At 72.7% G+C, this 20,795-nt stretch carries 21 protein-coding genes; 9 read left to right on the forward strand and 12 right to left on the reverse strand.

From position 1 onward, the window contains the following. Nucleotides 1–489: 489 nt before the first annotated feature. The 3 genes from E4P39_RS04700 (at nt 490) to E4P39_RS04710 (ending at nt 2,287) form a co-directional block, all read left to right on the forward strand. On the forward strand, nt 490–747 hold the full coding sequence (locus E4P39_RS04700; protein WP_209306342.1) for a hypothetical protein: 258 nt from the start codon (nt 490–492) through the stop codon (nt 745–747). Between the two features lie 181 nt (nt 748–928). Continuing rightward, nucleotides 929–1,099, forward strand: a complete 171-nt coding sequence (locus E4P39_RS04705; RefSeq protein WP_135130945.1) for a helix-turn-helix domain-containing protein — start codon at nt 929–931, stop codon at nt 1,097–1,099. Nucleotides 1,100–1,291: 192 nt separating this feature from the next. Next, entirely contained in the window at nt 1,292–2,287 is a 996-nt protein-coding gene (locus E4P39_RS04710) for a site-specific integrase (RefSeq protein WP_245159638.1), read from the forward strand. 55 nt (nt 2,288–2,342) lie between these two features. On the opposite strand, the gene ychF is transcribed toward E4P39_RS04710, so the two are convergent. The 11 genes from ychF to E4P39_RS04765 all read right to left on the reverse strand — a co-directional run bounded on the left by ychF (nt 2,343) and on the right by E4P39_RS04765 (nt 13,251). Then, nucleotides 2,343–3,416, reverse strand: a complete 1,074-nt coding sequence (gene ychF, locus E4P39_RS04715) for a redox-regulated ATPase YchF (protein WP_135135195.1) — start codon at nt 3,414–3,416, stop codon at nt 2,343–2,345. A gap of 125 nt (nt 3,417–3,541) precedes the next feature. After that, nucleotides 3,542–4,180, reverse strand: a complete 639-nt coding sequence (locus E4P39_RS04720) for a response regulator transcription factor (RefSeq protein WP_167761583.1) — start codon at nt 4,178–4,180, stop codon at nt 3,542–3,544. Then, the gene (locus E4P39_RS23140; protein WP_280790790.1) at nt 4,177–5,418 is read right to left on the reverse strand and encodes a sensor histidine kinase; all 1,242 of its coding nucleotides are present in this window, start codon (nt 5,416–5,418) and stop codon (nt 4,177–4,179) included. Before E4P39_RS23140 ends, E4P39_RS04720 begins: the two co-directional genes overlap by 4 nt. Next, nucleotides 5,415–6,239 (reverse strand): ABC transporter permease, encoded by an 825-nt coding sequence (locus E4P39_RS04730; RefSeq protein WP_135135197.1) that lies wholly within the window; start codon nt 6,237–6,239, stop codon nt 5,415–5,417. The genes E4P39_RS23140 and E4P39_RS04730 overlap by 4 nt, the downstream gene beginning before the upstream one ends. Then, nucleotides 6,236–7,150, reverse strand: coding sequence for an ABC transporter ATP-binding protein (locus E4P39_RS04735; protein ID WP_135135198.1), 915 nt, complete (start codon nt 7,148–7,150; stop codon nt 6,236–6,238). Before E4P39_RS04735 ends, E4P39_RS04730 begins: the two co-directional genes overlap by 4 nt. Nucleotides 7,151–7,256: 106 nt before the next feature. Continuing rightward, entirely contained in the window at nt 7,257–8,000 is a 744-nt protein-coding gene (locus E4P39_RS04740; RefSeq protein ID WP_209306343.1) for a GAF and ANTAR domain-containing protein, read from the reverse strand. Between the two features lie 2 nt (nt 8,001–8,002). Then, the gene (locus tag E4P39_RS04745) at nt 8,003–8,803 is read right to left on the reverse strand and encodes a GAF and ANTAR domain-containing protein (protein ID WP_209306344.1); all 801 of its coding nucleotides are present in this window, start codon (nt 8,801–8,803) and stop codon (nt 8,003–8,005) included. 20 nt (nt 8,804–8,823) lie between these two features. Then, nucleotides 8,824–9,216, reverse strand: coding sequence for an STAS domain-containing protein (locus E4P39_RS04750; RefSeq protein ID WP_135135200.1), 393 nt, complete (start codon nt 9,214–9,216; stop codon nt 8,824–8,826). A 186-nt stretch (nt 9,217–9,402) separates the two neighbouring features. Further along, a complete protein-coding gene (locus tag E4P39_RS04755) occupies nt 9,403–11,322 on the reverse strand; it encodes an EAL domain-containing protein (protein WP_167761585.1) in 1,920 nt (639 codons plus the stop codon). A 148-nt stretch (nt 11,323–11,470) separates the two neighbouring features. Next, nucleotides 11,471–12,289, reverse strand: a complete 819-nt coding sequence (locus E4P39_RS04760; protein WP_135135202.1) for an ABC transporter permease — start codon at nt 12,287–12,289, stop codon at nt 11,471–11,473. After that, a complete protein-coding gene (locus tag E4P39_RS04765; RefSeq protein WP_135135203.1) occupies nt 12,286–13,251 on the reverse strand; it encodes an ATP-binding cassette domain-containing protein in 966 nt (321 codons plus the stop codon). The genes E4P39_RS04760 and E4P39_RS04765 overlap by 4 nt, the downstream gene beginning before the upstream one ends. A gap of 98 nt (nt 13,252–13,349) precedes the next feature. On the opposite strand from E4P39_RS04765, the gene E4P39_RS04770 reads away from it, so the two are divergent. The 5 genes from E4P39_RS04770 to E4P39_RS04790 all read left to right on the forward strand — a co-directional run bounded on the left by E4P39_RS04770 (nt 13,350) and on the right by E4P39_RS04790 (nt 18,448). Beyond that, entirely contained in the window at nt 13,350–14,126 is a 777-nt protein-coding gene (locus E4P39_RS04770; RefSeq protein WP_135135204.1) for a TetR/AcrR family transcriptional regulator, read from the forward strand. 124 nt (nt 14,127–14,250) lie between these two features. Beyond that, nucleotides 14,251–15,780 (forward strand): AlkA N-terminal domain-containing protein, encoded by a 1,530-nt coding sequence (locus E4P39_RS04775; protein ID WP_280790794.1) that lies wholly within the window; start codon nt 14,251–14,253, stop codon nt 15,778–15,780. Continuing rightward, nucleotides 15,780–16,316 carry a methylated-DNA--[protein]-cysteine S-methyltransferase gene (locus E4P39_RS04780; protein ID WP_135135206.1) on the forward strand — a complete coding sequence of 179 codons (537 nt, stop codon included), beginning with the start codon at nt 15,780–15,782 and terminating at the stop codon, nt 16,314–16,316. Before E4P39_RS04775 ends, E4P39_RS04780 begins: the two co-directional genes overlap by 1 nt. 85 nt (nt 16,317–16,401) lie before the next feature. Further along, a complete protein-coding gene (locus E4P39_RS04785; RefSeq protein WP_135135207.1) occupies nt 16,402–17,469 on the forward strand; it encodes a DNA recombination protein RmuC in 1,068 nt (355 codons plus the stop codon). 172 nt (nt 17,470–17,641) lie between these two features. Beyond that, nucleotides 17,642–18,448 carry a DUF6542 domain-containing protein gene (locus E4P39_RS04790; protein ID WP_135135208.1) on the forward strand — a complete coding sequence of 269 codons (807 nt, stop codon included), beginning with the start codon at nt 17,642–17,644 and terminating at the stop codon, nt 18,446–18,448. Nucleotides 18,449–18,530: 82 nt separating this feature from the next. Here the strand turns inward: E4P39_RS04790 and E4P39_RS04795 are convergent, their stop codons facing one another. Then, nucleotides 18,531–19,508: a 4-hydroxy-3-methylbut-2-enyl diphosphate reductase gene (locus tag E4P39_RS04795; protein WP_135135209.1), complete on the reverse strand. Its 978-nt coding sequence runs from the start codon at nt 19,506–19,508 to the stop codon at nt 18,531–18,533. Nucleotides 19,509–19,636: 128 nt separating this feature from the next. On the opposite strand from E4P39_RS04795, the gene E4P39_RS04800 reads away from it, so the two are divergent. After that, nucleotides 19,637–20,788: a hypothetical protein gene (locus E4P39_RS04800; protein ID WP_135135210.1), complete on the forward strand. Its 1,152-nt coding sequence runs from the start codon at nt 19,637–19,639 to the stop codon at nt 20,786–20,788. Nucleotides 20,789–20,795 lie beyond the last annotated feature (7 nt).

The following is a 20,795-nucleotide window of genomic DNA, read 5'->3' on the forward strand; positions in this document are numbered from 1 at the left end:
GGCAGCAATCAGAGGCACCCGAGGACCCCGCGCCATACACCTAGGCGGGCTCTCCCGCACCAGTGTGTGCCGACGTCGCCGGACGACAGGACCATTCTCATCGCCAGAGACTGCGATCAAGATCGCAAAGGGATACACCTCTTGCATCTCGGGGTCGGACAATTCGTGGTGGCGAGTAACTGGAGGCTTGTCAGCACCCTCAGCGACATGGGCAGCAAGGGGACGGCGGACTACCGAAGGCGGCGCGTGGAGGCCGAGCGCCGACGTCGAGTGAAGGCTGACCGGACGGCGTTCGAGCCCACGCTTTCAACGGCCGTCGATAGCGAAGGGCGCTCACCGGAACGACGAGCCGCCGCGGCCACCGACTGCGCTTGGTGCGGCGGGCCGATCACCCGACGCAGCCGTGGCCCGATCCCGAAATGGTGTTCGGCCACCTGCCGGCACCGCGCGTGGGAGCAGACCAGGGCCGCAGCGTCGGGCCGGTCCGCCGTGGAGGTAGTCGAGCGGCGCGTCAAGGTTGCCGTCCCTGTCTCACCGGCACGCCGCGACTGGCCGGGCCTGCTCGAGGAGCTCGCTCGCCAGATCGAGGACGGCCGGGTCTACAACCGCGACCTATTGGACCTGTCCGATGCCCTCAGCACCGTCCTCGAGGCATACCGCCGCCACCCATATGTGCGCAGTGGATCTGTCGACCACCAGCGCCAGGCGCAGGCGCGACAGCGAGCCCGTCGCAACCGAAACGGCTGAGCGACGACCGCGCTCCTGGGACTGCAGGACAACTGGAGAAGCGCCCGCACGCTGACTGATGCGTGAGGTGGTCGACCGGTGCTGACAGCAGTTGCGGCCACTCCGCCAGCCACCAGCCAACATCCAGCCCCCGGAGAGCCGCGTGACTCACATCAACCCGTCGACCAGCACAACCGACCTCATGACCCTCGCCGAGACCGCCGCCTATCTACGGACACCCGTCGCCACACTCCGGTACTGGAGACATCTCGGCGAAGGACCGGCCGGCTTCCGCCTCGGACGCCGAGTCGTGTACCGACGCGAAGACGTCGACCGGTGGATCGGTGAACGCCAACGGTCTGACGCGTCCTGAGGGGTCGGGGCCTCGGTCTACGTTGGCCAGGCATCTGCACGTCACAGCGCGATTGACCTGGAGGTCACCGTGGCGAGCATTCAGGACCGGTGGCGACGCAAGGACCCGATCACGGGCCGGCTGGTGCCAACAGCCCAGGACGGGCAAGGCCTGCGCTACCGACCTCAGTTCCGCGATCCGTCGGGACGTCAGGTGGCGAAGTCCTTTGCCCTGAAGCGGGACGCCCAGCGCTGGCTCGACGACCAGACGGCGCACGTCACGCGGGGCACCTACGTCGACCCGGGCGCAGGACGCATCACCTTCCGCGAGTTCTACGTCGACTGGTCCAGCCGGCAGGTGTGGGCGCCCGGGACGGTTCTGGCGATGAAGCTGGCCGCCGGTTCGGTGCCGTTCGCGGACGTTCCGCTGCGCTCACTGCGCCGCTCGCACATCGAGGGCTGGATCAAGGGCATGGTCAACCGCGGACTCGCCCCCGGCACTGTCCACACCCGGACCAACAACGTGCGCGCTGTCCTGCGCGGCGCCGTCGCGGACCGGCTCATCTCCAGCGACCCGAGCATCGGGGTCACACTCCCCCGGCGCCGGCGCGCGCAAGCAGCGATGACGCTGCCTACTGCAGCGCAGGTCGGGGCCGTTCTGACGGCGGCCGACGAACGCTTCCGACCGTTCGTCGCGCTGTGTGCGTTCGCCGGCCTCCGGCTCGGCGAGGCCGCCGGCCTTCGGGTCGAGGACATCGACTTCCTCCGTCGCACTCTCACCGTTACCCGGCAGGTCCAGCGGGCCGGACGAGGTCAGGTCGAGATCCGAGCCCCCAAGTACGGCAGCGAGCGGGTCGTCTTCCTGGCGCCAGGGCTCGTCGACATGCTTGCCGCGCACATCGCTGCTCACCGACTGGAGAACGACTGGATCTTCACCGGAGAAGGCGACCAGCCACCGCACCAGAACACCGTCGGCCACCGCTGGCGCACCGCCACGGCGGCTGCCGGGGTCCCCGGTCTGCGGATGCACGACCTCCGGCACTTCTACGCCTCGGGCCTGATCGCTTCCGGATGCGACGTCGTCACCGTGCAGCGCGCCCTCGGGCACGCCTCGGCCACCACGACTCTCTCGACCTACTCACACCTGTGGCCGACCGCCGAGGACCGCACGCGGGCGGCCGCTCAGGCCTTGCTCGCAGAATCCTGTTGACTGGGTGTTGACTGGAGACATAATGCAGGCCGCTGACCTGCGCAAACAGGGCCGCTTACACGTTGAAGCGGAACTCCACGACGTCGCCGTCCTGCATGACGTACTCCTTGCCCTCCATGCGCACCCAGCCCTTCGACTTCGCCTCGGCCATCGAGCCGGCCTCGATCAGGTGGTCGTAGGACACGATCTCGGCCTTGATGAAGCCGCGCTGGAAATCGGTGTGGATGACGCCGGCGGCCTGCGGCGCGGTGGCACCGACCGGGATCGTCCAGGCGCGCGCCTCCTTGGGCCCGGCCGTCAGGTAGGTCTGCAGCCCGAGGGTCGCGAAGCCGACCCGGGCCAGCTGGTCGAGGCCCGGCTCGTCCTGGCCGATCCCGGCCAGCAGCTCAGCGGCCTCCTCGGCGGGCAGCTCGGCCAGCTCGGACTCGATCTTCGCGTCCATCAGGATCGCCTCGGCCGGCGCGACGAGACCCCGCAGCTCGGCGATGAGCTCCTCGTTGGCCAGCTCCTCCTCGTCGACGTTGAAGACGTAGAGGAAGGGCTTGGTGGTCATCAGCCCGAGCTCGCGCAGCGGCGCGGGGTCGATGCCGGCGGAGAAGAGGGTGCGCCCGGAGTCCAGCACCTGCTGCGCCTCGACGGCGGCCGCGTGCAGGGTCGCGCGCTCCTTGTCCTTGCGCATCTCCTTCTCCAGCCGCGGGATCGCCTTCTCCAGCGTCTGCAGGTCGGCCAGGAGCAGCTCGGTGTTGATCGTCTCGATGTCGTCGGCCGGGCTGACCTTCCCGTCGACGTGCACGACGTCGGGGTCGGTGAAGACCCGGATCACCTGGCAGATGGCGTCGCTCTCGCGGATGTTGGCCAAGAACTTGTTGCCCAGCCCCGCGCCCTCGCTCGCACCGCGGACGATGCCGGCGATGTCGACGAACGACACCGTCGCCGGGATGATCTTCTGCGAGCCGAACACCTCGGCGAGCTTCTCCAGCCGCGGGTCGGGCACGCCGACCACGCCGACGTTCGGCTCGATGGTGGCGAACGGGTAGTTCGCCGCGAGGACGTCGTTCTTGGTCAGGGCGTTGAAGAGGGTCGACTTGCCGACGTTGGGCAGGCCGACGATCCCGATGGTGAGGCTCACGGGTACTCAGGCTACGTGGGCGGTGACGCCCGCCTTGGCGCGACGGACAGCAGCAGTGTGCGCTGGTCGGCACGAATCTGGCGCAGGACTGCCGATCGGCGCACACCCTCGCGCGAGACGGTGAGCTACGTGCCGGGGTTCGGCAGCAGTCCGCGCTCGACGGCGACCATCACGGCTCGGGTCCGGTCATCGACGCCGAGCTTGGCGAAGACCCGCAGCAGGTGGGTCTTCACCGTCGCCTCCCCGATGAACAGCTCCCGGCCGATCTCGGCGTTGGTCAGCCCCCGCGCCACTCCCGCGAGCACCTCCAGCTCCCGCGGCGTGGGCGCCTCGATCGCCGGCGCCCGCATCCGGGACACCAGCCGTGCCGCCACCGGAGGCGCCAGCACCGTCTCCCCGCGCGCCGCCGCGCGCACCGCGTCGGCGAGCTGGGGCAGCGGGGTGTCCTTCAGCAGGTAGCCGGTCGCACCCGCCTCCACCGCCCGCACGATGTCGGCATCGGTGTCGTAGGTCGTCAGCACCAGCACCCGGACGGCGGGGTGCGCCGCCGCGATCCGCTCGGTCGCCGCGACGCCGTCCATGCGCGGCATCCGCAGATCCATGAGGACGACGTCCGGCGCGTGCTCGGCCACCGCCGCGAGCGCCTCGAGCCCGTCGGCGGCCTCCGCCACGACGTCGATGTCGGGCTGCGCGGCCAGCCACCCGACGACCCCGCCCCGCACCACCGGATGGTCGTCCACCACCAGCACCCGCACGCTGCTCACCGCGCCGGCACCCGCACGGTCACCCGCGTGCCCTGACCCGGGGCGGAGACGACGTCCAGCGCCCCGCCCACCTCCTCGGCCCGGTCCCGCAGGCCCGCCAGCCCGACGCCGGGCGCGCCGGCCGGGTCGAAGCCGATCCCGTCGTCCTCCACGTGCACCGACACCTGTGCCGACTCCCCCGCCCCCACCCGGCTGACCCGCAGCACCACCGCGGTCGCCGACGCGTGCCGGCGCACGTTGGTCAGGGCTTCCTGCGCCCCGCGCAGCAGCACGACCTCCTCGCTGCGGCTCAGGTCGACGCCGTCCCCGAGCGCCGCCGTGTCCAGCCGTGTATCCAGGCCGGTCTCCCGTCCGAACCGCTCGACCAACCGGCCCAGGGCCTCCACGAGGGTGGACGAGTCGAGTGCGACCGGCGAGAACGCGGCCACCATCGCGCGGGCCTCCGCCAGGTTCTCCCGCGCGACCTCCTCGATCAGCGCGAGTCGCTCCGCCGCGGCCTCCGCGCCGGCCGGCAGGCCGGCCGCCGCCGTCTGCGCCAGGACGACGATGCTCGTGTAGCCCTGCGCGAGGGTGTCGTGCACCTCGCGGGCGAGCCGCTCCCGCTCCGCGACGATGCCCTGCGCGTGGTGTGCGGCGGCGAGCTCGGCCCGGGTCCTCTCCAGCTCCTGGATCAGCTCCGCCCGCTGATGACTCTGCTCGAGCACCCGGAACACCCAGATGCCCATCGCGATGCTGAAGGTGAGCCCGACGAGGGTTCCCCCCGGCCCGGACAGCGGCTCCTCCCCCTGGGTCCAGTCGATCACCGGCCCGAGCGTGCTGGCGAGCGCCAGCGCCACCGTCCAGAGCACCCCCCGCCGCAGGGACTCGGCCAGGAACCAGACGTGCGTGTAGCCCAGGAAGAGCAGGAACAGCAGCGACGGCTCCTCCCAGGCGAGCACGCCGAACACGAGGACCAGGACGACCAGGTAGGCGTTCGCCCGCCGGCCGTCCCGGCTGCTGAGAGCCGGGGCACCGAGGAGGAGATAGGCCAGCGCGAGCACGCCTGACGCCGTCAGGAGGAGCGCCCGGGAGCCGTCGACCGGGGCGAGCACGATGGTCGCCACCGCGATGCCCATGAGCACGACGAAGACGACGTGCAGTCCGACGACGGTGACGCGCCAGCCGCGCGCGGACAGCGGCCGACCGCCGCCGACGTCCTCGCACGAGGGGTCGACGGCGGCGGCAGGGGTCACGGTCACCCGTCGGCCCGACGCCAGCGGAACGTCCGCACGCACACCACGGCACCGATGATCACCCATGCGGCAAGGACCAGGGCCGTCCTGCCGTGTTCCCATCCCCCGGCGATCTCGAAGGCACCGGCCTGATCGGGAAGGAACGCTGAGCGCATCCCCTGGGTCAGCCACTTCAGCGGGAAGAGGGCAGCGAACTGCTGCATCCAGCCCGGCAGCTCGAGGAAGCCGAAGAAGACCCCCGAGAAGAACTGCAGCACGAGCGCGAACGCGGACACCCCGGTGCCGACGGACGCGGCGCTGCCGGGCAGCGCCGAGACCGCGACACCGAGCACCGTGCCGGCCAGCGCCCCCAGCGCCGCCACCCATCCGAACGTGACCCAGTGGGAGAGATCGACCGGCAGCGGGACGTCGTAGCCGTAGCGGGCCACGGGCAGCAGCAGCGCGAGCTGCGCGGCGGTGGTGACCAGCACCTGGCCGGCCTTGCCCGCGAAGTAGGCCACTGCCGGCGTACCGAGCAGCTGCAGCCGCTCCAGCTGGCCGGTCTCGCGCTCCTCGGCGATCGAGATCCCGACCGCCTGGAAGCTGGTGAGCATCATGCCCGTGGCCGCGATCCCGGCCAGGAAGTACTGGGTGAACGGGATGTCGCCGGGCCGCTCGTCGCCGCCCAGGATGGCCGCGAAGATCACCAGCATGACCACCGGATAGGCGAAGGAGAACACCACCTGCTGCCGCGCCCGGAAGAAGAGCCGCAGCTCCAGCCGCACCCGGGCGAGCGCGATCCGGGCGGCGGACGGCGGGGCGGGACGGTCGGTCAGGACGGCGGTCATCGGAGTGCTCCCTCGGATGCGGCGGGGACGGCCCCGACGAGCTGGAGGTAGACGTCCTCCAGGGTCGGGCGGGTGACGGTCAGGCCGGGGACGTCCCCGTGGACGCTCGCGGCGAGCAGGTCGCGCAGGACGGGCCCGGGCGACTCGGTGCGCACGCCGCGGGCCACGCCGTCCTCGATCCAGTGGACGGTGGCCAGCCGGCGCAGCTCGGCGCCGAGCTCGCCGGGCGGCGCCACCTCGACCAGCCGGCCCTCGGCGACGACGCCGACCCGGTCGGCCAGCTCGGCGGCCTCGTCGAGGTAGTGGGTGGTGAGCAGCACGGTCGTCCCGTCGGAGCGCAGGCCGCGGATCAGCTCCCAGAACTGACGGCGGGCCACCGGGTCCATCCCGGTGGTCGGCTCGTCGAGGAAGACCACCTCGGGCCGGCCCTGCACGCCGAGGGCGACGGCGAGCCGGCGGCGCTGACCGCCGGAGAGGCGGCCGATCCGGGTGCCCACCTTCTCCTCGAGCCCGACGGCGGCGACCAGCTCCCCGGTCGGCCGGGGTGTCGCGTGGTAGCCCGCGAAGTGGTCGAGGATCTCGCGCACGGTGAGCTCCTGGGCGGCGCCCTCCGCCTGGCTGACCACGCCGATCCGCGCCCGCCACTCGCGGCCGGCCCGGGCGGGGTCGACGCCGAGCACGCGGACCTCGCCGTCGTCCCGCTGCCGGACCCCCTCCAGGATCTCGATCGTCGTCGTCTTGCCGGCGCCGTTGGGCCCCAGCAGCGCGAAGACCTCGCCGCGGCCCACGTCGAGGTCCAGGCCGTCGACGACGGCCCTGCCTCCGTATCTCTTGACCAGTCCGCGCACGTGCACGGCCGGTTCCGTCCGGGTCGCCGTCGCCACCGGACCGGGCGTTGCTGTTGTCGTCATGGGACGACCCTGCTGCGCCGACAGCACTCTCCGGGACCACCGACCCGTTGGTCCGCCGTCCACCGACCGGTGGACGGTGGATCACCTGCCCTGGGGTGAGCGATGCTCAGCGGTTGCTGGTGCCCCCGGACCGCTCGAGCACGAGGCCGGCGGACAGCCGACGGGCCACGACCGCCTCGGCCACGGCGGTGAGACGCAGGTTGTGATCACGGGCGTAGCGCCGGAGGGCCGCGAAGGCGTCCTCCATCGGCAGCAAACCCTGCTGCGCAAGGACACCCTTGGCCTGTTCCAAGACGATCCGGCTGGTCAGGGCGGTCTGGAGCTGTTCGTTCACACTTCTCTGGTCCGTCGTCGCCTTGTCCTGAACGAGTGCGACGCTCGCGACGTCGGCGAGCGCCTGCCCCAGCGACAGGTCATCGGGATCCAGGGGGCCGGCGCTCGTCCCGAACAGACCCAATGCGCCGAGCACCGTGTCGCGCAGGCGCATCGGCACGGCGTGAACACTGACGAAGCCGGCCTCCAGCGCCGCAGGCGTGAACAGCGGCCAGCGATCGATCTCCTCGCGCAGGTCCGGCGCACTCACGGGTGCCCCGTCGAGGTAGCAGTCCCGACAAGGGCCGTCGGACCGCTGCACCTGGAACAGCTCCAGCTGCCTGGTGCGCTCCGACGACGCGGCCATCACGTGCAGCACCCCACGGCCGTCGGCGAGCAGCAGCCCGGCCGAGGCGACGTCGAGCAGGAGCGCACAGTCCGCAGTCAGGTTGCTGAGCAGATCGACGACGTCGTAACCATTGACGAGACTGCTGGCGAGGTCGACGAACGCCCGGGTGACGTCGCGCTCGCGTGACACGCTCATCGGGATCGTTCCGTCCTACCGTCCGGTCCCAGCCAGTCGCCGGGTTCCAGGGATACGCGGCCCTCCACGATCCCCCAGGCCGTTTCGGCTGCGGTCATGCCGTGCGAGAACGCGTACGCCCGCAGCCGCACGAGTGCCTCCGCCGGGCCGATGTCCAACGCGCCGATCAGCATCCCCGTCGCCTGGTAGACCTCCACCCGGGAGAGCGACGCGAGCTGCTCCCATCCGTCGCCGCCTCGGGCTGCGACGTCCCACTCGAGATCGGAACCCATCAGGTCCAGCAGCGGCAGCGCCGCGAGCTCGGCAGCGAGCAGCCCGCCGGTCAGTGCGGCAGCGCTGAGCTGACCCCGGCGCCGCCGGAAGAGGTCCAGTGCCCCGATCTGCTGCGAGGCGATCGTCACCGGCAGCGCGAACACGGCATTCACGCCCGACTTCAGGAGCGCTCCGGTGAACGCCGGCCAACGGTCCTCGGAAGGATCGTCCAGATCCGCGACCAGCACAGGGCCTCCTTGCCGGACCGCATCCAGGCACGGTCCCTCGCCGAAGGTGAACTGCAGCTCATCCAGCTGTCGGCTCATCGCCCCGCTGGAGCCGAACGTCCCCTGGGTGCTCCCGTCATGGGCGAGCGAGACCGACGCCCCGTCCACCTCGAGCAGCTCGACGCAGGCAGTACAGAGCCGATCCGCGGCCCCGAGCGCGTTCTCGGCACCGGACATGGCCTCGGCCAGCGTCGCCCGCAGTCGTTCGTCGTCCCCGATCGCTGCCTCCCTGCCCTGCGGAGCACTGTCCCACGACACTCATGCGGACGACGAACCTCTCACGGCGTCCGAGCACGCCCGCAGCCAGGACGTCCCGGACGGGGGCCGATCGACATGGCCGCCGCGCCGCGGCGTGTCGTCAATCTGCTGTGCAGGCGGGAGAGCAGCGGCGACATCCCGCGCATCTCCACTTGTACACCTGCCTGCAACGCGACGTCGACAGCCGCGAGCAGCGCACGAACGCCGGCCGAGTTGCAGAACTCCAGGTCGGTGAGATCCAGGATCAGCAATCGGGGACCGTAGGCGAGGGCCGCGGTCAGCTGTTCCCGCAACCGCGGAGCCGTCACCCAATCAGCCTCACCGGCCACGACCACGACCAGACGTGGCCCAGCGGCGACGGGTGACACGCACAGCTCCGGGGTCCGGCGTTCGAGCGGCGGGCTGCTGACCATGACCGGCTCCTTCAGGGACACCACACGAGGTGGACGTCACCAGGGTCCGGAGCGACAGCGCCGACGATGCGGCGGTGATTCGAGGCTACGACGATGCCACGGATCTGTCGCCGTACCTCGGCCTACCCATTTCTGTCCGGTCCGGCGACCGCGGAGTGCGACGGGGCTGCTCCGCACCGCGGGCGTTCAGGCCGCACCCAGGTCTTCCTCGACAGCTGCGCGCTGCTGCCCGGTGCCCTGCGGCGCATGCTCGCCCGTCAGCCCCGGACGAGGCACCGAGAAGTCGAGGCCGGTGCGAAGGAGCGCCAGGATGCTCGAAGCCGGCACCGGGTGGCTGTAGAGGAATCCCTGGGCGTGCTCGCAGCCGATGCCGGCGACCGCGTCGTGCTGCTGCTCGGTCTCGATGCCCTCCGCGGTGACCGTCAGGCCCAGGACGTGTGCGAGGTTGCTGACCGCCGCCACGATGGCCGCCCCCGAGGGGTCGTGCCCGATGTCGGCGACGAAACCCTGGTCGATCTTGATCGTGTCCACGGGGAAGCGCCGCAGGTAGCCCAGGGAGCAGTAGCCCGACCCGAAATCGTCCAACGCCAGCCGCACACCCATCCCCTTCAGGTCGGCCAGGACGCTGGTGGCCCGGTTGCCGTCCTCGATGAAGACGCCCTCCGTCAGCTCCAGCACCAGGGCGGCCGGATCCATCCGGGTCGCATCGAGGATCTTCGCCACGGTCGTGGCGAAACCTGCACTCATGAGCTGGCGGACCGAGATGTTCACCGACACGTCGAGCGGCTGACCGGGATGCGCGGCCAGCCAGCGGCCCCGGTCGCGACAGCTGCGCTCCAGGACCCAGGCGCCGATGCCGCTGATCAGGCCGTTCTGCTCAGCGATGCTGACGGTGGTCAGGGCCGGGACCGCACCGTGTGTCGGGTGGGTCCAGCGCAGCAGTGCCTCGGCACCGACCAGAGCACCGTCGGCAGTGCGCACGATGGGCTGGTATGCCAGGTCCAGATGACCACCGGCCATTGCCGAGCGCAGGTCCCGGTCGAGGCGGTTGCGGTCGCCGGCACTGCTCGCGCCGCGCAGGTCGATCACGTGATGAGTGGCCCCGCCGAGGCGCTTGGCCTGGTACATCGCGAGATCGGCATGGGTGATCAGCTGGTCGGTGACGGTCTCACCCGGACCCGAGTAGGCGATGCCCACGCTCACGGTCATCGCCACCTGGGTGCCGGCCAGGTCGAACGGCTGCGCGAACGCCTCGTCCACCCGCCTCGCCAGGCTGACGACGTCGCTGACGTGCGCCAGGTCCTCGCACAGGATGACGAACTCGTCTCCCGACACCCGGGCCAGGGTGTCGCCCGGACGGACGACGGCGGACAGGCGGCGGGCCACCGCGATCAGCAACTCGTCACCGAACGGATGGCCGTAGGTGTCATTGACCCACTTGAACCGGTCGAGGTCGGCAAAGAGCACCGCAGCCTGGCTGTGCGATCGGTGGGCCCGCTGGGCAGCGTGCTCGAGCCGCTGCTGCAGCAGCACGCGATTCGGCAATCCGGTCAGCGCGTCGTGCAGCGCGCTGGTCCGGAACCGGTCGGAGATCTCCAGGGCTTCCTGGCGCGCCTGCGCGTTGAGCAGGTACGCCGCCGCGACGTCGGCAAGGGTCTGCGCCGCCGCCATGTCCCTCGGATCCAGCACCCCAGGGGTGTCGCGGTACAGATCCAGCGCGCCGAGCCGGCCGTCACCGTGCCGCAGCGGGAACGCGAAGACCGCACCCATGCCCGCCGCCAACGCCGCTGGAGCGAACTCGGGAAAGCGGTCGTCGCGCCGCATGTCGGGCACCGACACCGCCTCCCCCGTCTGGTAAGCGACCAGGCAGGGCCCCTGTCCGAGTTGGGTCTGCAGCCGCTCGAAATCCAGAGCGTCGGCGTCCGACGCCGCGACGTAATGCGGAGCCATCCCCGGCGAGATCAGCGTCACGCCCGCCGCGGTCACCGCCAGGACGTCGACGATCCGTTCCACGAGGTGATCGAGGATCCCCTGGATCGGGAAGTCGGTGATCAGGGTGCGGGCGAAATCGCTCAGCACCGACGACAGCGTGTCTTCGTCAACCACGGTCGCTCCAGCCCACGGGAAGAAGGCCCGCGGGATCTGGACGGGGCACGCCAGCGGCGTGGTGACCAAACGGTACGACGCCGATCAGCCAGAAGCAGCGCGCCACGGACACCTGCGGCTCAGCGGAGTCCGGCCAGGACCGAGCGGCTCACCGGGACAGGCCCTGGAACCGGCGGACGCCGAGCACGGCGAACACGACCGTGAGCACCACGGGCCAGGCCACGGAGAGCAGCAGCGCGTGCTCGGTCGCCCAGCCACCTCCCGTGCCCACGGGAGCGCCGAGGAGCTCCCGGACGGCGGTCACCGTGCCCGCGACCGGGTTCCACTCGGCGACCGTCGCCAGCCACCCCGGCATGGAGGATGCGGCGACGAACGCGTTGGACAGGAACGCGAAGGGCCAGACCAGGATCTGGACGGCGGTGACCGTGGCCGGGTCGCGGGTGAGCAACCCCAGGTAGATCCCGATCCACAGGAACGCCAGGCGCAGCAGCAGGAGCAGGCCCACCGCGACGAGCGCCCGACCCACACCGGCCGGTCGCCAGCCGATGGCGAGGGCGGCTCCGACGAGGACGACCAGGCCCACGACGGAAGCGGCCATGTCGGCCAGGCAGCGGCCCGCGACGACCGCCGACGGCGCCATCGGCAGCGACCGGAACCGGTCGGTGATGCCGCGCGCGGTGTCCGTGACGACGGCGGTCATCGTCGCCTCCACACCGAAGACCATGGCGAGCGCGAGCATCCCGGGGACGAGGAAGTCGCGGTAGTCGCCCCCGCCGGGAACCACCATGCCGCCACCCAGGAGGTAGACGAACATCAGCAGCAACAGCACCGGGAACAGCGCGCCCACGAGCACGGCGGCGGGCTGCCTGCGCCAGTGCGCGACGTCGCGGCCGGCCACCGTCCAGGCGTCCGTCACCGCCCAGCGGAGCCGCACGGCGGTCGACTCGTCGTCGGTCCGGGTGGTCATGCCGGCACCTCCGTCCGCGCGTCGTCCGCGCCGGTGATCTTCAGGTAGGCCTCGTCGAGGGTGGTCGGCCGGAGGACCACGTCGTCGACCGCGATGCCGGCCTCGTCCAGGGCGCGCACCACGTCCCCGACGACGCCCCGCCGCCGGGCCAGTGGCACCACCACCCGCTCCCCGGAGCCGACGGCGTCCGCCACCGGCCCCGGGGCCGCGACCTGCTCGGCCAGCAGTGCCGCCTCCCGGGCGCGGGCGGGATCGGTGACGACGAGCTCCAGCCGGTCACCGCCGATCGCGGCGGTCAGCTCGCGAGGGGTGCCGCGGGCGACCACGCGCCCGCCGTCCAGCACGCACACGTCGTCGGCCAGCTGCTCGGCCTCCTCGAGGTACTGGGTGGTGAGCAGCACCGTGGTGCCCGAGGCGACCAGCGCCCGGATGGCCTCCCAGACGTCGCGCCGACCGGCCGGGTCGAGCCCGATCGTCGGCTCGTCGAGGAAGAGCACCTCCGGGGCGAGCACCAGGCCCGCCGCGATGTCCAGCCGTCGCCGCATGCCGCCCGAGAACTGCCGGACCGGCGTCGTCCCCGTGTCGGCCAGGCCCACCTGCTCGAGCAGGTCATCGGCCCGGATGCCCGCGGCCCGGCGGCCGAGGTGGTGCAGCCGGGCGAACAGCACGAGGTTCTGCCGGGCCCCGAGGACGTCGTCGACCGCCGGTTGCTGCCCGATCAGGCCGATCCGCCGGCGCACCTCCCGCGGCCGCCGGACGACGTCGATCCCGGCCACCTCCACCCGTCCGCCGTCCGGCCGGGTCAGCGTCGTCAGGATCCGTACCGCCGTCGTCTTGGCCGCTCCGTTGGGCCCGAGAAGGGCGCATACCGACCCGCGCGCCACCTGCAGGTCGACGCCGTCGAGCACCGCCTTGCCCCCATACCTCTTGATGAGTCCCGTCACCGAGATCGCACTTTCCACCGCCGCCTCCGTACGCTGTACGTAGTTCACGCGAGCGTCAACGTACGCCGTACGGAGATGTTCCGCCAGCGGCCAGCGAGATGCGGGAGAGTGAGGGCATGGCCACCGAGTTCACGGGCACCGGCGACCCCGCGCGCAGCATGGCGCTGCTCTGGCGCACCTCGCCCACCGCGGACTCCCGGCCGGGGCCGAAGCCGTCGCTGGACGTCGACCGGATCGTGGCCGCGGCGGTGCGGCTCGCGGACGCCGAGGGTCTGTCGGCCGTCACCATGCGCCGGGTCGCGGTGGAGGTCGGCGTGCCGCCGATGACCCTGTACGGCCACGTGCCCGGCAAGGGCGAGCTCGTCGACCTGATGCTCGACTCCGTCCTCGGCGAGCTCTACCCGGACGAGCGGGTGCCGACGTCCGGCACCTGGCGGGCGCGCGTGGAGTCCGTGGCGCGGGCCAACTGGGACTTCTTCGTGCGACACCAGTGGGCACTGCACGTCGCGACCGGCCGGCCGCCGCTGGGCCCGAACATCATGCGCAAGTACGAGCTCGAGCTCCGCGCCGTCGACGGGCTGGGCCTGTCGGAGGTGCAGATGGACCTGCTCGTCACCCTGGTGAACGGGTTCGTCCGCGGCACGGTCAGCGGCGTGCACGAGAAGGCGGCCGCCGAGCGGGCCACCGGCATCACCGAGCAGCAGTGGTGGGAGGCCACCGCCCCCTACGTCGCGCAGGTCTTCGACCCCGAGCGCTTCCCCACCGCGGCCCGGGTCGGCCCCCTCGCCGGCGAGGAACTGCAGGGCGCCGTCGCCCCCGAGCGGTCCTTCGAGTTCGGCCTGGAGCGGCTGCTCGACGGGATCGGTGTCCTGATCCTCAACCCGTCCCGTTGACCCTCCGGGGACTTTCCGCGCGGAAAGTCCCTCCGTCCGGCCGGACTCTCAGCGCCGAAAGTCCCCAACGGCGACGTCCGAAAACCGCCAGTCGGCGTCGGTCGCGGCTGGCATGCTCGTCTCCGTGAGCGAATCCCTGGACGTCGAGCGGTGCTACCGGGCCGTCGCCGGACGGGACGCCCGCTTCGACGGCTGGTTCTTCACCGCCGTGCACACCACCGGCATCTACTGCCGCCCGTCCTGCCCGGCCCGCACTCCCCTGGCCCGCAACGTCTCCTTCTTCACGACCGCCGCCGCCGCCCAGGGCGCCGGCTTCCGCGCGTGCCGCCGCTGCCGGCCCGACGCGGCACCCGGGTCGCCGGAGTGGGACGTGCGGGCCGACGTCGTCGCCCGCGCCATGCGGCTGATCGCGGACGGCGAGGTGGAGCGGGCCGGCGTCCCCGGGCTGGCCGCCCGTCTCGGGTACTCCGAGCGGCAGCTGCACCGGCAGCTGGTCGGCGAGCTCGGCGTCGGCGCCCTGGCCCTCGCGCGGGCCCAGCGCGCCCAGACGGCGCGGCTGCTGGTCGAGACGACCGACCTGCCGATGGCCGACATCGCCTTCGCGGCCGGGTTCGCGAGCATCCGCCAGTTCAACGACACCGTCCGCGAGGTCTTCGCGACGACGCCGACCGGGCTGCGCCGAACCGGTTCGGGGGCGAATCAGGCCGCACCCGGCTGGCTGACGCTCCGGCTCGCCGCCCGCGCGCCCTACGAGGCGGCCGAGGTGCTCCTCTTCCTCGGCGCGCACGCGGTGCCCGGCCTCGAGGAGTGGGACGGGACGACGTTCTCCCGGGTCCTCGACCTGCCGCACGGTCCCGCCGTCGTCCAGCTCTCCCCCGCCCCCGGCGGCGGTACGGGCGTGACCGCGCGCCTCCGGCTGGCCGAGCTCCGCGATCTCGGCGCCGCGGTCACGCGCTGCCGGCGGATGCTCGACCTCGACGCCGACCCGGCCGCCGTCGACGACGTCCTCGGCACGGACCCCGCGCTCGCCCCTCTCGTCACCACCGCACCCGGCCGTCGCGTCCCGGCCTCGCCCGACGCCCCCGAGCTGGCGGTGCGGGCGGTGCTCGGCCAGCAGGTGTCCGTGGCCGGCGCGCGCACCCTCACCGCGCGGGTGCTCACCGCGGCCGGCACGCCCCTGCCGGAGCCGGTCGGCACCCTGACCCACGCCTTCCCGCGGCCGGACGCCCTGGCCGACGCCGACCTCACCGCGGTCGGGCTGACCGGCGCCCGCCGCCGCACGGTGCACGCACTCACGGCCGCGCTCGCCGGCGGGTCGATCCCCCTCGACCCGGGCGCCGACCGGGACGAGGCCCGGCGTGCACTGCTCGCCGTCCCCGGCATCGGCCCGTGGACGGCGGCGCTGGTCGGCCTGCGCGGGCTGGCCGACCCCGACGTCTGGCTGCCCGGCGACCTCGCCCTCCGGAAGTCGCTCGCCGCGCTCGGCAGCTCCGACACCGACGCCGCGACCCGCTGGCGGCCGTGGCGGTCCTACGCCGTCCTGCACCTGTGGGCGCTCGCCGTGCCGTCGCTCTTCACCCGCCCGACCACACCCTCCACCCGCACGCACGCCACCCCGCTGACCCCAGCACCCGCCCTCCCGAGGAGCGCCTGATGTCCCTGCCCACCCTCGCCCGCCATGCCACGATCCCGACGCCGCCCGGCCCGTTCACGGTTCTCGTGCAGAGCGACTCCGACGGACGCGACGTCGTCCTCGCGAGCGGCTGGACCGACGACACCGCCGATCTGCTGCAGGTCGTGCACGCCTCGCTGCGGCCGGCCGGGAGCGAGCGGGTCGACGACCTCGCCGTCCTCGACGTGGTCGAGAAATTCTTCGCCGGGGACGTGACCGCCATCGACGAGGTCGTGGTGCGCCAGCGGTCCGGCCCGTTCCTCCAGGAGGCGTGGGAGGTCCTGCGGACCGTCCCCGCCGGCCGGCCGGACAGCTACGCCGCCTTCGCCGCACGCTGTGGCCGGCCCGCGGCCGTCCGAGCGGCGGCCAACGCCTGTGCCCGGAACGCCGCAGCACTGTTCGTGCCCTGCCACCGCGTGCTCGGTTCCGACGGCGGCCTCGGCGGCTTCCGCTGGGGGACGCCGGTCAAGCGCTGGCTGCTCGACCACGAGGCCGCGCACGCGCCCGTGGCGGCCTGACCCGCGGACGCTCCGTCTCTGAGTGCCGGTGCACTCAGAGACGGAGCGTGCGGAACTGTCGGACCCCTCCGGCACCCTGCCGTACATGGACGCCGCTTCCCTCTTGACCGGGCTCCTCCTCGGCGCGCTGCTGGCCACCGCCGTCACGCTCGGGATCGTCGCGCTGTTCGCGCGGCGCAAGCCCGAGGAGACCGGGCTCGAGCCGGTGCACGAGTCGCTGGACCACCTGCACCGGCTGCTCGCCGGCATGGAGCGCGCCCGTGCCACCGCGCACGGCGAGCTGCGCGAGCAGATGGGCACCGTCGGCCAGACCTCCGCGCAGCTCAAGCACGAGACGGCCGCCCTGGTCACCGCACTGCGGACGCCGCACGTCCGGGGGCGCTGGGGTGAGGTGCAGCTGCGCCGCGTGGTCGAGGTGGCCGGACTGCTGGAGCACTGCGACTTCGTCGAGCAGCCCACCGGCACCAACGACGCCGGGGCGGGCGTGCGCCCGGACCTCATGGTCACCCTGGCCGACGGGAAGCAGATCGTCGTGGACGCCAAGGTGCCGTTCACCGGCTACATCGAGGCGGTGCAGGCCACCGACCAGGCTGTGCGGGACCAGCGGGTGGCGATGCACGCGCGCCAGCTCCGGACGCACGTCGACACCCTCGCCGCCCGCCGGTACCCCACCGCCTTCCGCCCCGCGGCTCCGTTCACGGTGCTGTTCGTCCCCTCCGACGGCTTCCTCACCACCGCTCTGGAGGCAGAACCCGGCCTGCTCGAGTACGGCTTCTCGCGCGACGTGGTCCTGGCGACGCCGAGCACCCTGCTCGCCCTGCTGCGCACCGTCGCGTACTCGTGGCGACAGGAGCGGCTGGCGCAGGACGCCGAGGAGGTGCTGGAGGTGGGCCGCCGCCTGCACGCCCGGCTCAGCACACTGTCGGGCCACCTCATCCGGCTCGGCGCCGCCCTCGGGAGCACGATGACCCGCTACAACGAGACGATCGGCTCCTACGAGCGGTCGGTCCTGGCCGCGTCGCGCCGCTTCGACGACCTCGGCGTGGCGGAGAGCCCTGTCCCCGTGCCCACCCCGCTCGAGGCCACCGTGCGCGCTCTCCGTCCGGCCGATCCGCTCGACGAGGAGGAGAGCCGCGACGGCACGCACGGGTGACCGGCTTCTCCCAGGTCGCCCCGCCAGTCCCATGCATCACGCAGGGACGCCGAGCCCCACGTGTGGCCCGCGATCGGCGGCGTCTCCCGGTGGGTTGCGGAAATCGTCGCTACCGTGAGTTCCGATGGTCCGGCCGCTCGGCCGCCACGGTGGAACGGGACGGAGGTGCGCCATGGCCACGGCGAACACTGCCGATGCATGGCGACAGGACGGGGGCTACCCCGACCGGTCGTCCGCCGCCTCGCGAGCCCCGTGGCCCGACCGCGGCATGGGTGCCGAGCGATCGTCACGTCCGGTCCGCACCGGCCCCGCCCGGCCCGCGCGGCCGGCCGACCGCCTGCGCGCGGTCGAGGCCCGCAACCGCGACGCCGACTTCGGGCGCTCCCCCGCACCCCGCCGCGGACCCGAGGCGGTCCGGTCCACCGGCCGACCCGAGCGCGGCCGGTTCGAGGGCCGCCGTTCCGAGGAGCGGCGTCCCGAACGTCCGGAGGAGCGGCGTCCCGAAGCGCGGCGTCCCGAAGGGCGGCGTCCGGTCGACCGGCCCCGCCCCGACGAGCGCCGGCCGGCCGAGCCGCGAGTCGCGTCGGTGTCCGCCCGCCCGCGTCCGGCGAAGCCCGCCGCCGACGGTGGCCGTATCCGCGGGGTCGTCGCCGTCCTCGGCATGTTCCTGGTCACCCTGGCCGGCGCGGGAGTCGACTCCTTCGTGGGCATCGGCCTCGGTCTGGTCACCCTCGTCTCGCTGGTCGCCGTCACCGCGCTCGCCGTGCTGGTGGTGCGCCGCCGCGACCTGCTCTCCGTGATCGTCGCGCCGCCGCTGATCTTCGTGGCAGTCGCCGCCGTCAACATCGCCCTGGCACCCTCGGCGAGCTTCAACCTCGCCACGATCGCGACCCTGCTGGTCCGCGGCTTTCCCACGATGGCCATCGCCACCGGCGTCGCCGTCGTGCTCGGCCTCATCCGCGTGGCTGCCCGGCGCTGACGCCGGGGCACTGCGGCCGGCGCTGACGTCGGGGCGCCGACGCCGGGGCGTTGCCGCCGGGCGGCGACGCCCGGCGCTGCCCTCAGCTGCCGTCGTCGGCGGACTGCGCGGCCTTCTCGGCGCGGCGGAGCTCGTGCGGCAGGGCGAAGACCAGGCGCTCCTCCGCGGCCTTGACCGTCTCCACGTCGGGGTAGCCGCGCTCGGCGAGCAGGTCCAGCACCTCGCTGACCAGGATCTCGGGCACGGACGCCCCGCTCGTGACGCCCACGGTGCTCACGCCGTCCAGCCACGCCGGGTCGATCTCGGCGGCGAAGTCGACGAGGTAGGACGCGCGGGCGCCGGCCTCCAGCGCCACCTCCACCAGGCGCACCGAGTTCGACGAGTTGGTGGAGCCGACGACCAGCACCAGGTCGCACTCGCCGGCCATCTGCTTCACGGCCTGCTGGCGGTTCTGCGTGGCGTAGCAGATGTCGTCGCTCGGCGGCGCCTGCAGCGCGGGGAAGCGGCCCTTGAGCTGGTCCACCGTCGCGAGGGTCTCGTCGACCGACAAGGTGGTCTGCGACAACCAGACCACCTTCTCCGGGTCGCGCACCTGCACGTTGGCGACGTCCTCGGCGCCGTCGACGAGCTGGATGTGCGAGGGCGCCTCACCGGCGGTCCCCTCGACCTCCTCGTGGCCGCGGTGGCCGATCAGCAGGATGTCGAAGTCGTCGCGGGCGAAGCGCTTGGCCTCGTGATGCACCTTCGTCACCAGCGGGCAGGTCGCGTCGATCGTGCGCAGCTGCCGTGCGGCGGCCTCCTCGTGCACCGCCGGCGAGACGCCGTGGGCGCTGAAGACGACGACCGCGCCCTCCGGCACCTCGTCGGTCTCCTCGACGAAGATCGCGCCCCGCCGCTCGAGGGTGGCCACCACGTACTTGTTGTGGACGATCTGCTTGCGGACGTACACGGGGGCGCCGTGGATCTCCAGGGCCCGCTCCACGGCCACCACCGCCCGGTCCACACCGGCGCAGTAGCCCCGGGGATCGGCCAGCAGGACACGTCCGCGCTGATCAGCCATGCACCCATGGTAGGTGCGCCGGCGGCGGGAATCCCCGTCCCGGCGGGTGGGACAGGACACCACCTCCGCACGGGTGGATCTCCCGGGGCCACGCTGCCGCGGTGGAGCTCGTGAGGCACGCTGTCGTCATGGCTCGAGAACTACCTGAGATCGTCCGCGCCGCCGCAGGGCTGGCCGCAACCGTTCTGGACGAGGCACGCAAGCTGCCCGAGACGCTGCCCGGCCTGCCGGTCCGGGTCATCGGGGTGGCCATGCAGCAGGCCATGAAGGTCCAGCAGCAGTACGCCGGACTGGTGGCTCGCGGGGACGAGCTCTTCACCGGCCTCCGCGGCGAGGACGAGCCGGGCCTGGCCACCTTCGACGACGACATCGAGCCCGTCGTCGTGACCCCTCCCGGATTCCGGGACTCACCCTTCGACCGGGCCGGCGAGACCTCCGCTTCCGACGCCGCGACCTACCCGGTCACCGACGCCGAAGCGGACGAGCTCCCGGACGATCCGGCCGCCGATGCGGTCACCGCCGTCGTCGACGACCTCGCCGATCAGGTCGAGACCGGCAGGCAGTCGATCGAGGAGCTCGTCGACGAGGCCCCCGCGATCGCGGAGATCCTCGACGAGATCGCCATCGACGACCTCGTCGACCAGGCGCCGTCGCTCGACGAGACGGCTCCCACCGCCGAGGACACCCTCGACGCCGAGCCGACGGCGGACGTCGCCACCACCGTGGACGTGCTCACCGCCGAGGGCGATGTCGCCGCGGTCGAAGCCACGGTCACCGACGAGGGCATCGCCGCGCCGGAAGCGCCGGATACCGACGAGGGCATCGCCGCGCCGCAAGCGCCGGCCACCACCGCCGATGCCACCGGGAGCGCCACCGCCACCGACGAGAGCGGCTCACCCGTCGCCGCCGCGACCGGCGTCCGCACCGACGTCGGCGAGACCGACACCGCCGAGGAGGACGCCGCCATCGCCGAGGGGGCGGCGGTCGACGCGGTCGGCGAGACCTCGTCGTCCGCGCCGACCGACGACGCCGCGGGCGGCAGCGAGCTCTCCGGTTCGCAGGCCGCCGGTACCGCTCCCATCGACGGGTACGACAGCTTCTCGATCGCCCAGCTGCGGGGCCGGCTGCGCGGGTACGCGCTGAGCACCGTCCAGGACCTCGTGGCGTACGAGGAGGCCACGCGGGGCCGGCAGCCCTACCTGAAGATGCTCCGGAACCGGCTGGAGAAGCTCGAGGAGCAGGCGGTCGCGGCCAGCCCGCTGGCCCCGCGCGGCGCCTGAGCAGCGG

Source organism: Blastococcus sp. CT_GayMR19 (genome assembly GCF_004570385.1).
In the GTDB taxonomy this organism is placed as follows: Bacteria; Actinomycetota; Actinomycetes; order Mycobacteriales; family Geodermatophilaceae; genus Blastococcus_B.

Excerpts from the sequence above, each read along its gene's own strand:
- E4P39_RS04705 (WP_135130945.1), top strand. The coding sequence starts at position 929 with ATGACCCTCGCCGAGACCGCCGCCTATCTACGGACACCCGTCGCCACA.
- E4P39_RS04730 (WP_135135197.1), bottom strand. The coding sequence starts at position 6,239 with ATGACCGCCGTCCTGACCGACCGTCCCGCCCCGCCGTCCGCCGCCCGG.
- E4P39_RS04735 (WP_135135198.1), bottom strand. The coding sequence starts at position 7,150 with ATGACGACAACAGCAACGCCCGGTCCGGTGGCGACGGCGACCCGGACG.
- E4P39_RS04750 (WP_135135200.1), bottom strand. The coding sequence starts at position 9,216 with ATGGTCAGCAGCCCGCCGCTCGAACGCCGGACCCCGGAGCTGTGCGTG.
- E4P39_RS04760 (WP_135135202.1), bottom strand. The coding sequence starts at position 12,289 with ATGACCACCCGGACCGACGACGAGTCGACCGCCGTGCGGCTCCGCTGG.
- E4P39_RS04770 (WP_135135204.1), top strand. The coding sequence starts at position 13,350 with ATGGCCACCGAGTTCACGGGCACCGGCGACCCCGCGCGCAGCATGGCG.
- E4P39_RS04780 (WP_135135206.1), top strand. The coding sequence starts at position 15,780 with ATGTCCCTGCCCACCCTCGCCCGCCATGCCACGATCCCGACGCCGCCC.
- E4P39_RS04785 (WP_135135207.1), top strand. The coding sequence starts at position 16,402 with ATGGACGCCGCTTCCCTCTTGACCGGGCTCCTCCTCGGCGCGCTGCTG.
- E4P39_RS04790 (WP_135135208.1), top strand. The coding sequence starts at position 17,642 with ATGGCCACGGCGAACACTGCCGATGCATGGCGACAGGACGGGGGCTAC.
- E4P39_RS04795 (WP_135135209.1), bottom strand. The coding sequence starts at position 19,508 with ATGGCTGATCAGCGCGGACGTGTCCTGCTGGCCGATCCCCGGGGCTAC.
- E4P39_RS04800 (WP_135135210.1), top strand. The coding sequence starts at position 19,637 with ATGGCTCGAGAACTACCTGAGATCGTCCGCGCCGCCGCAGGGCTGGCC.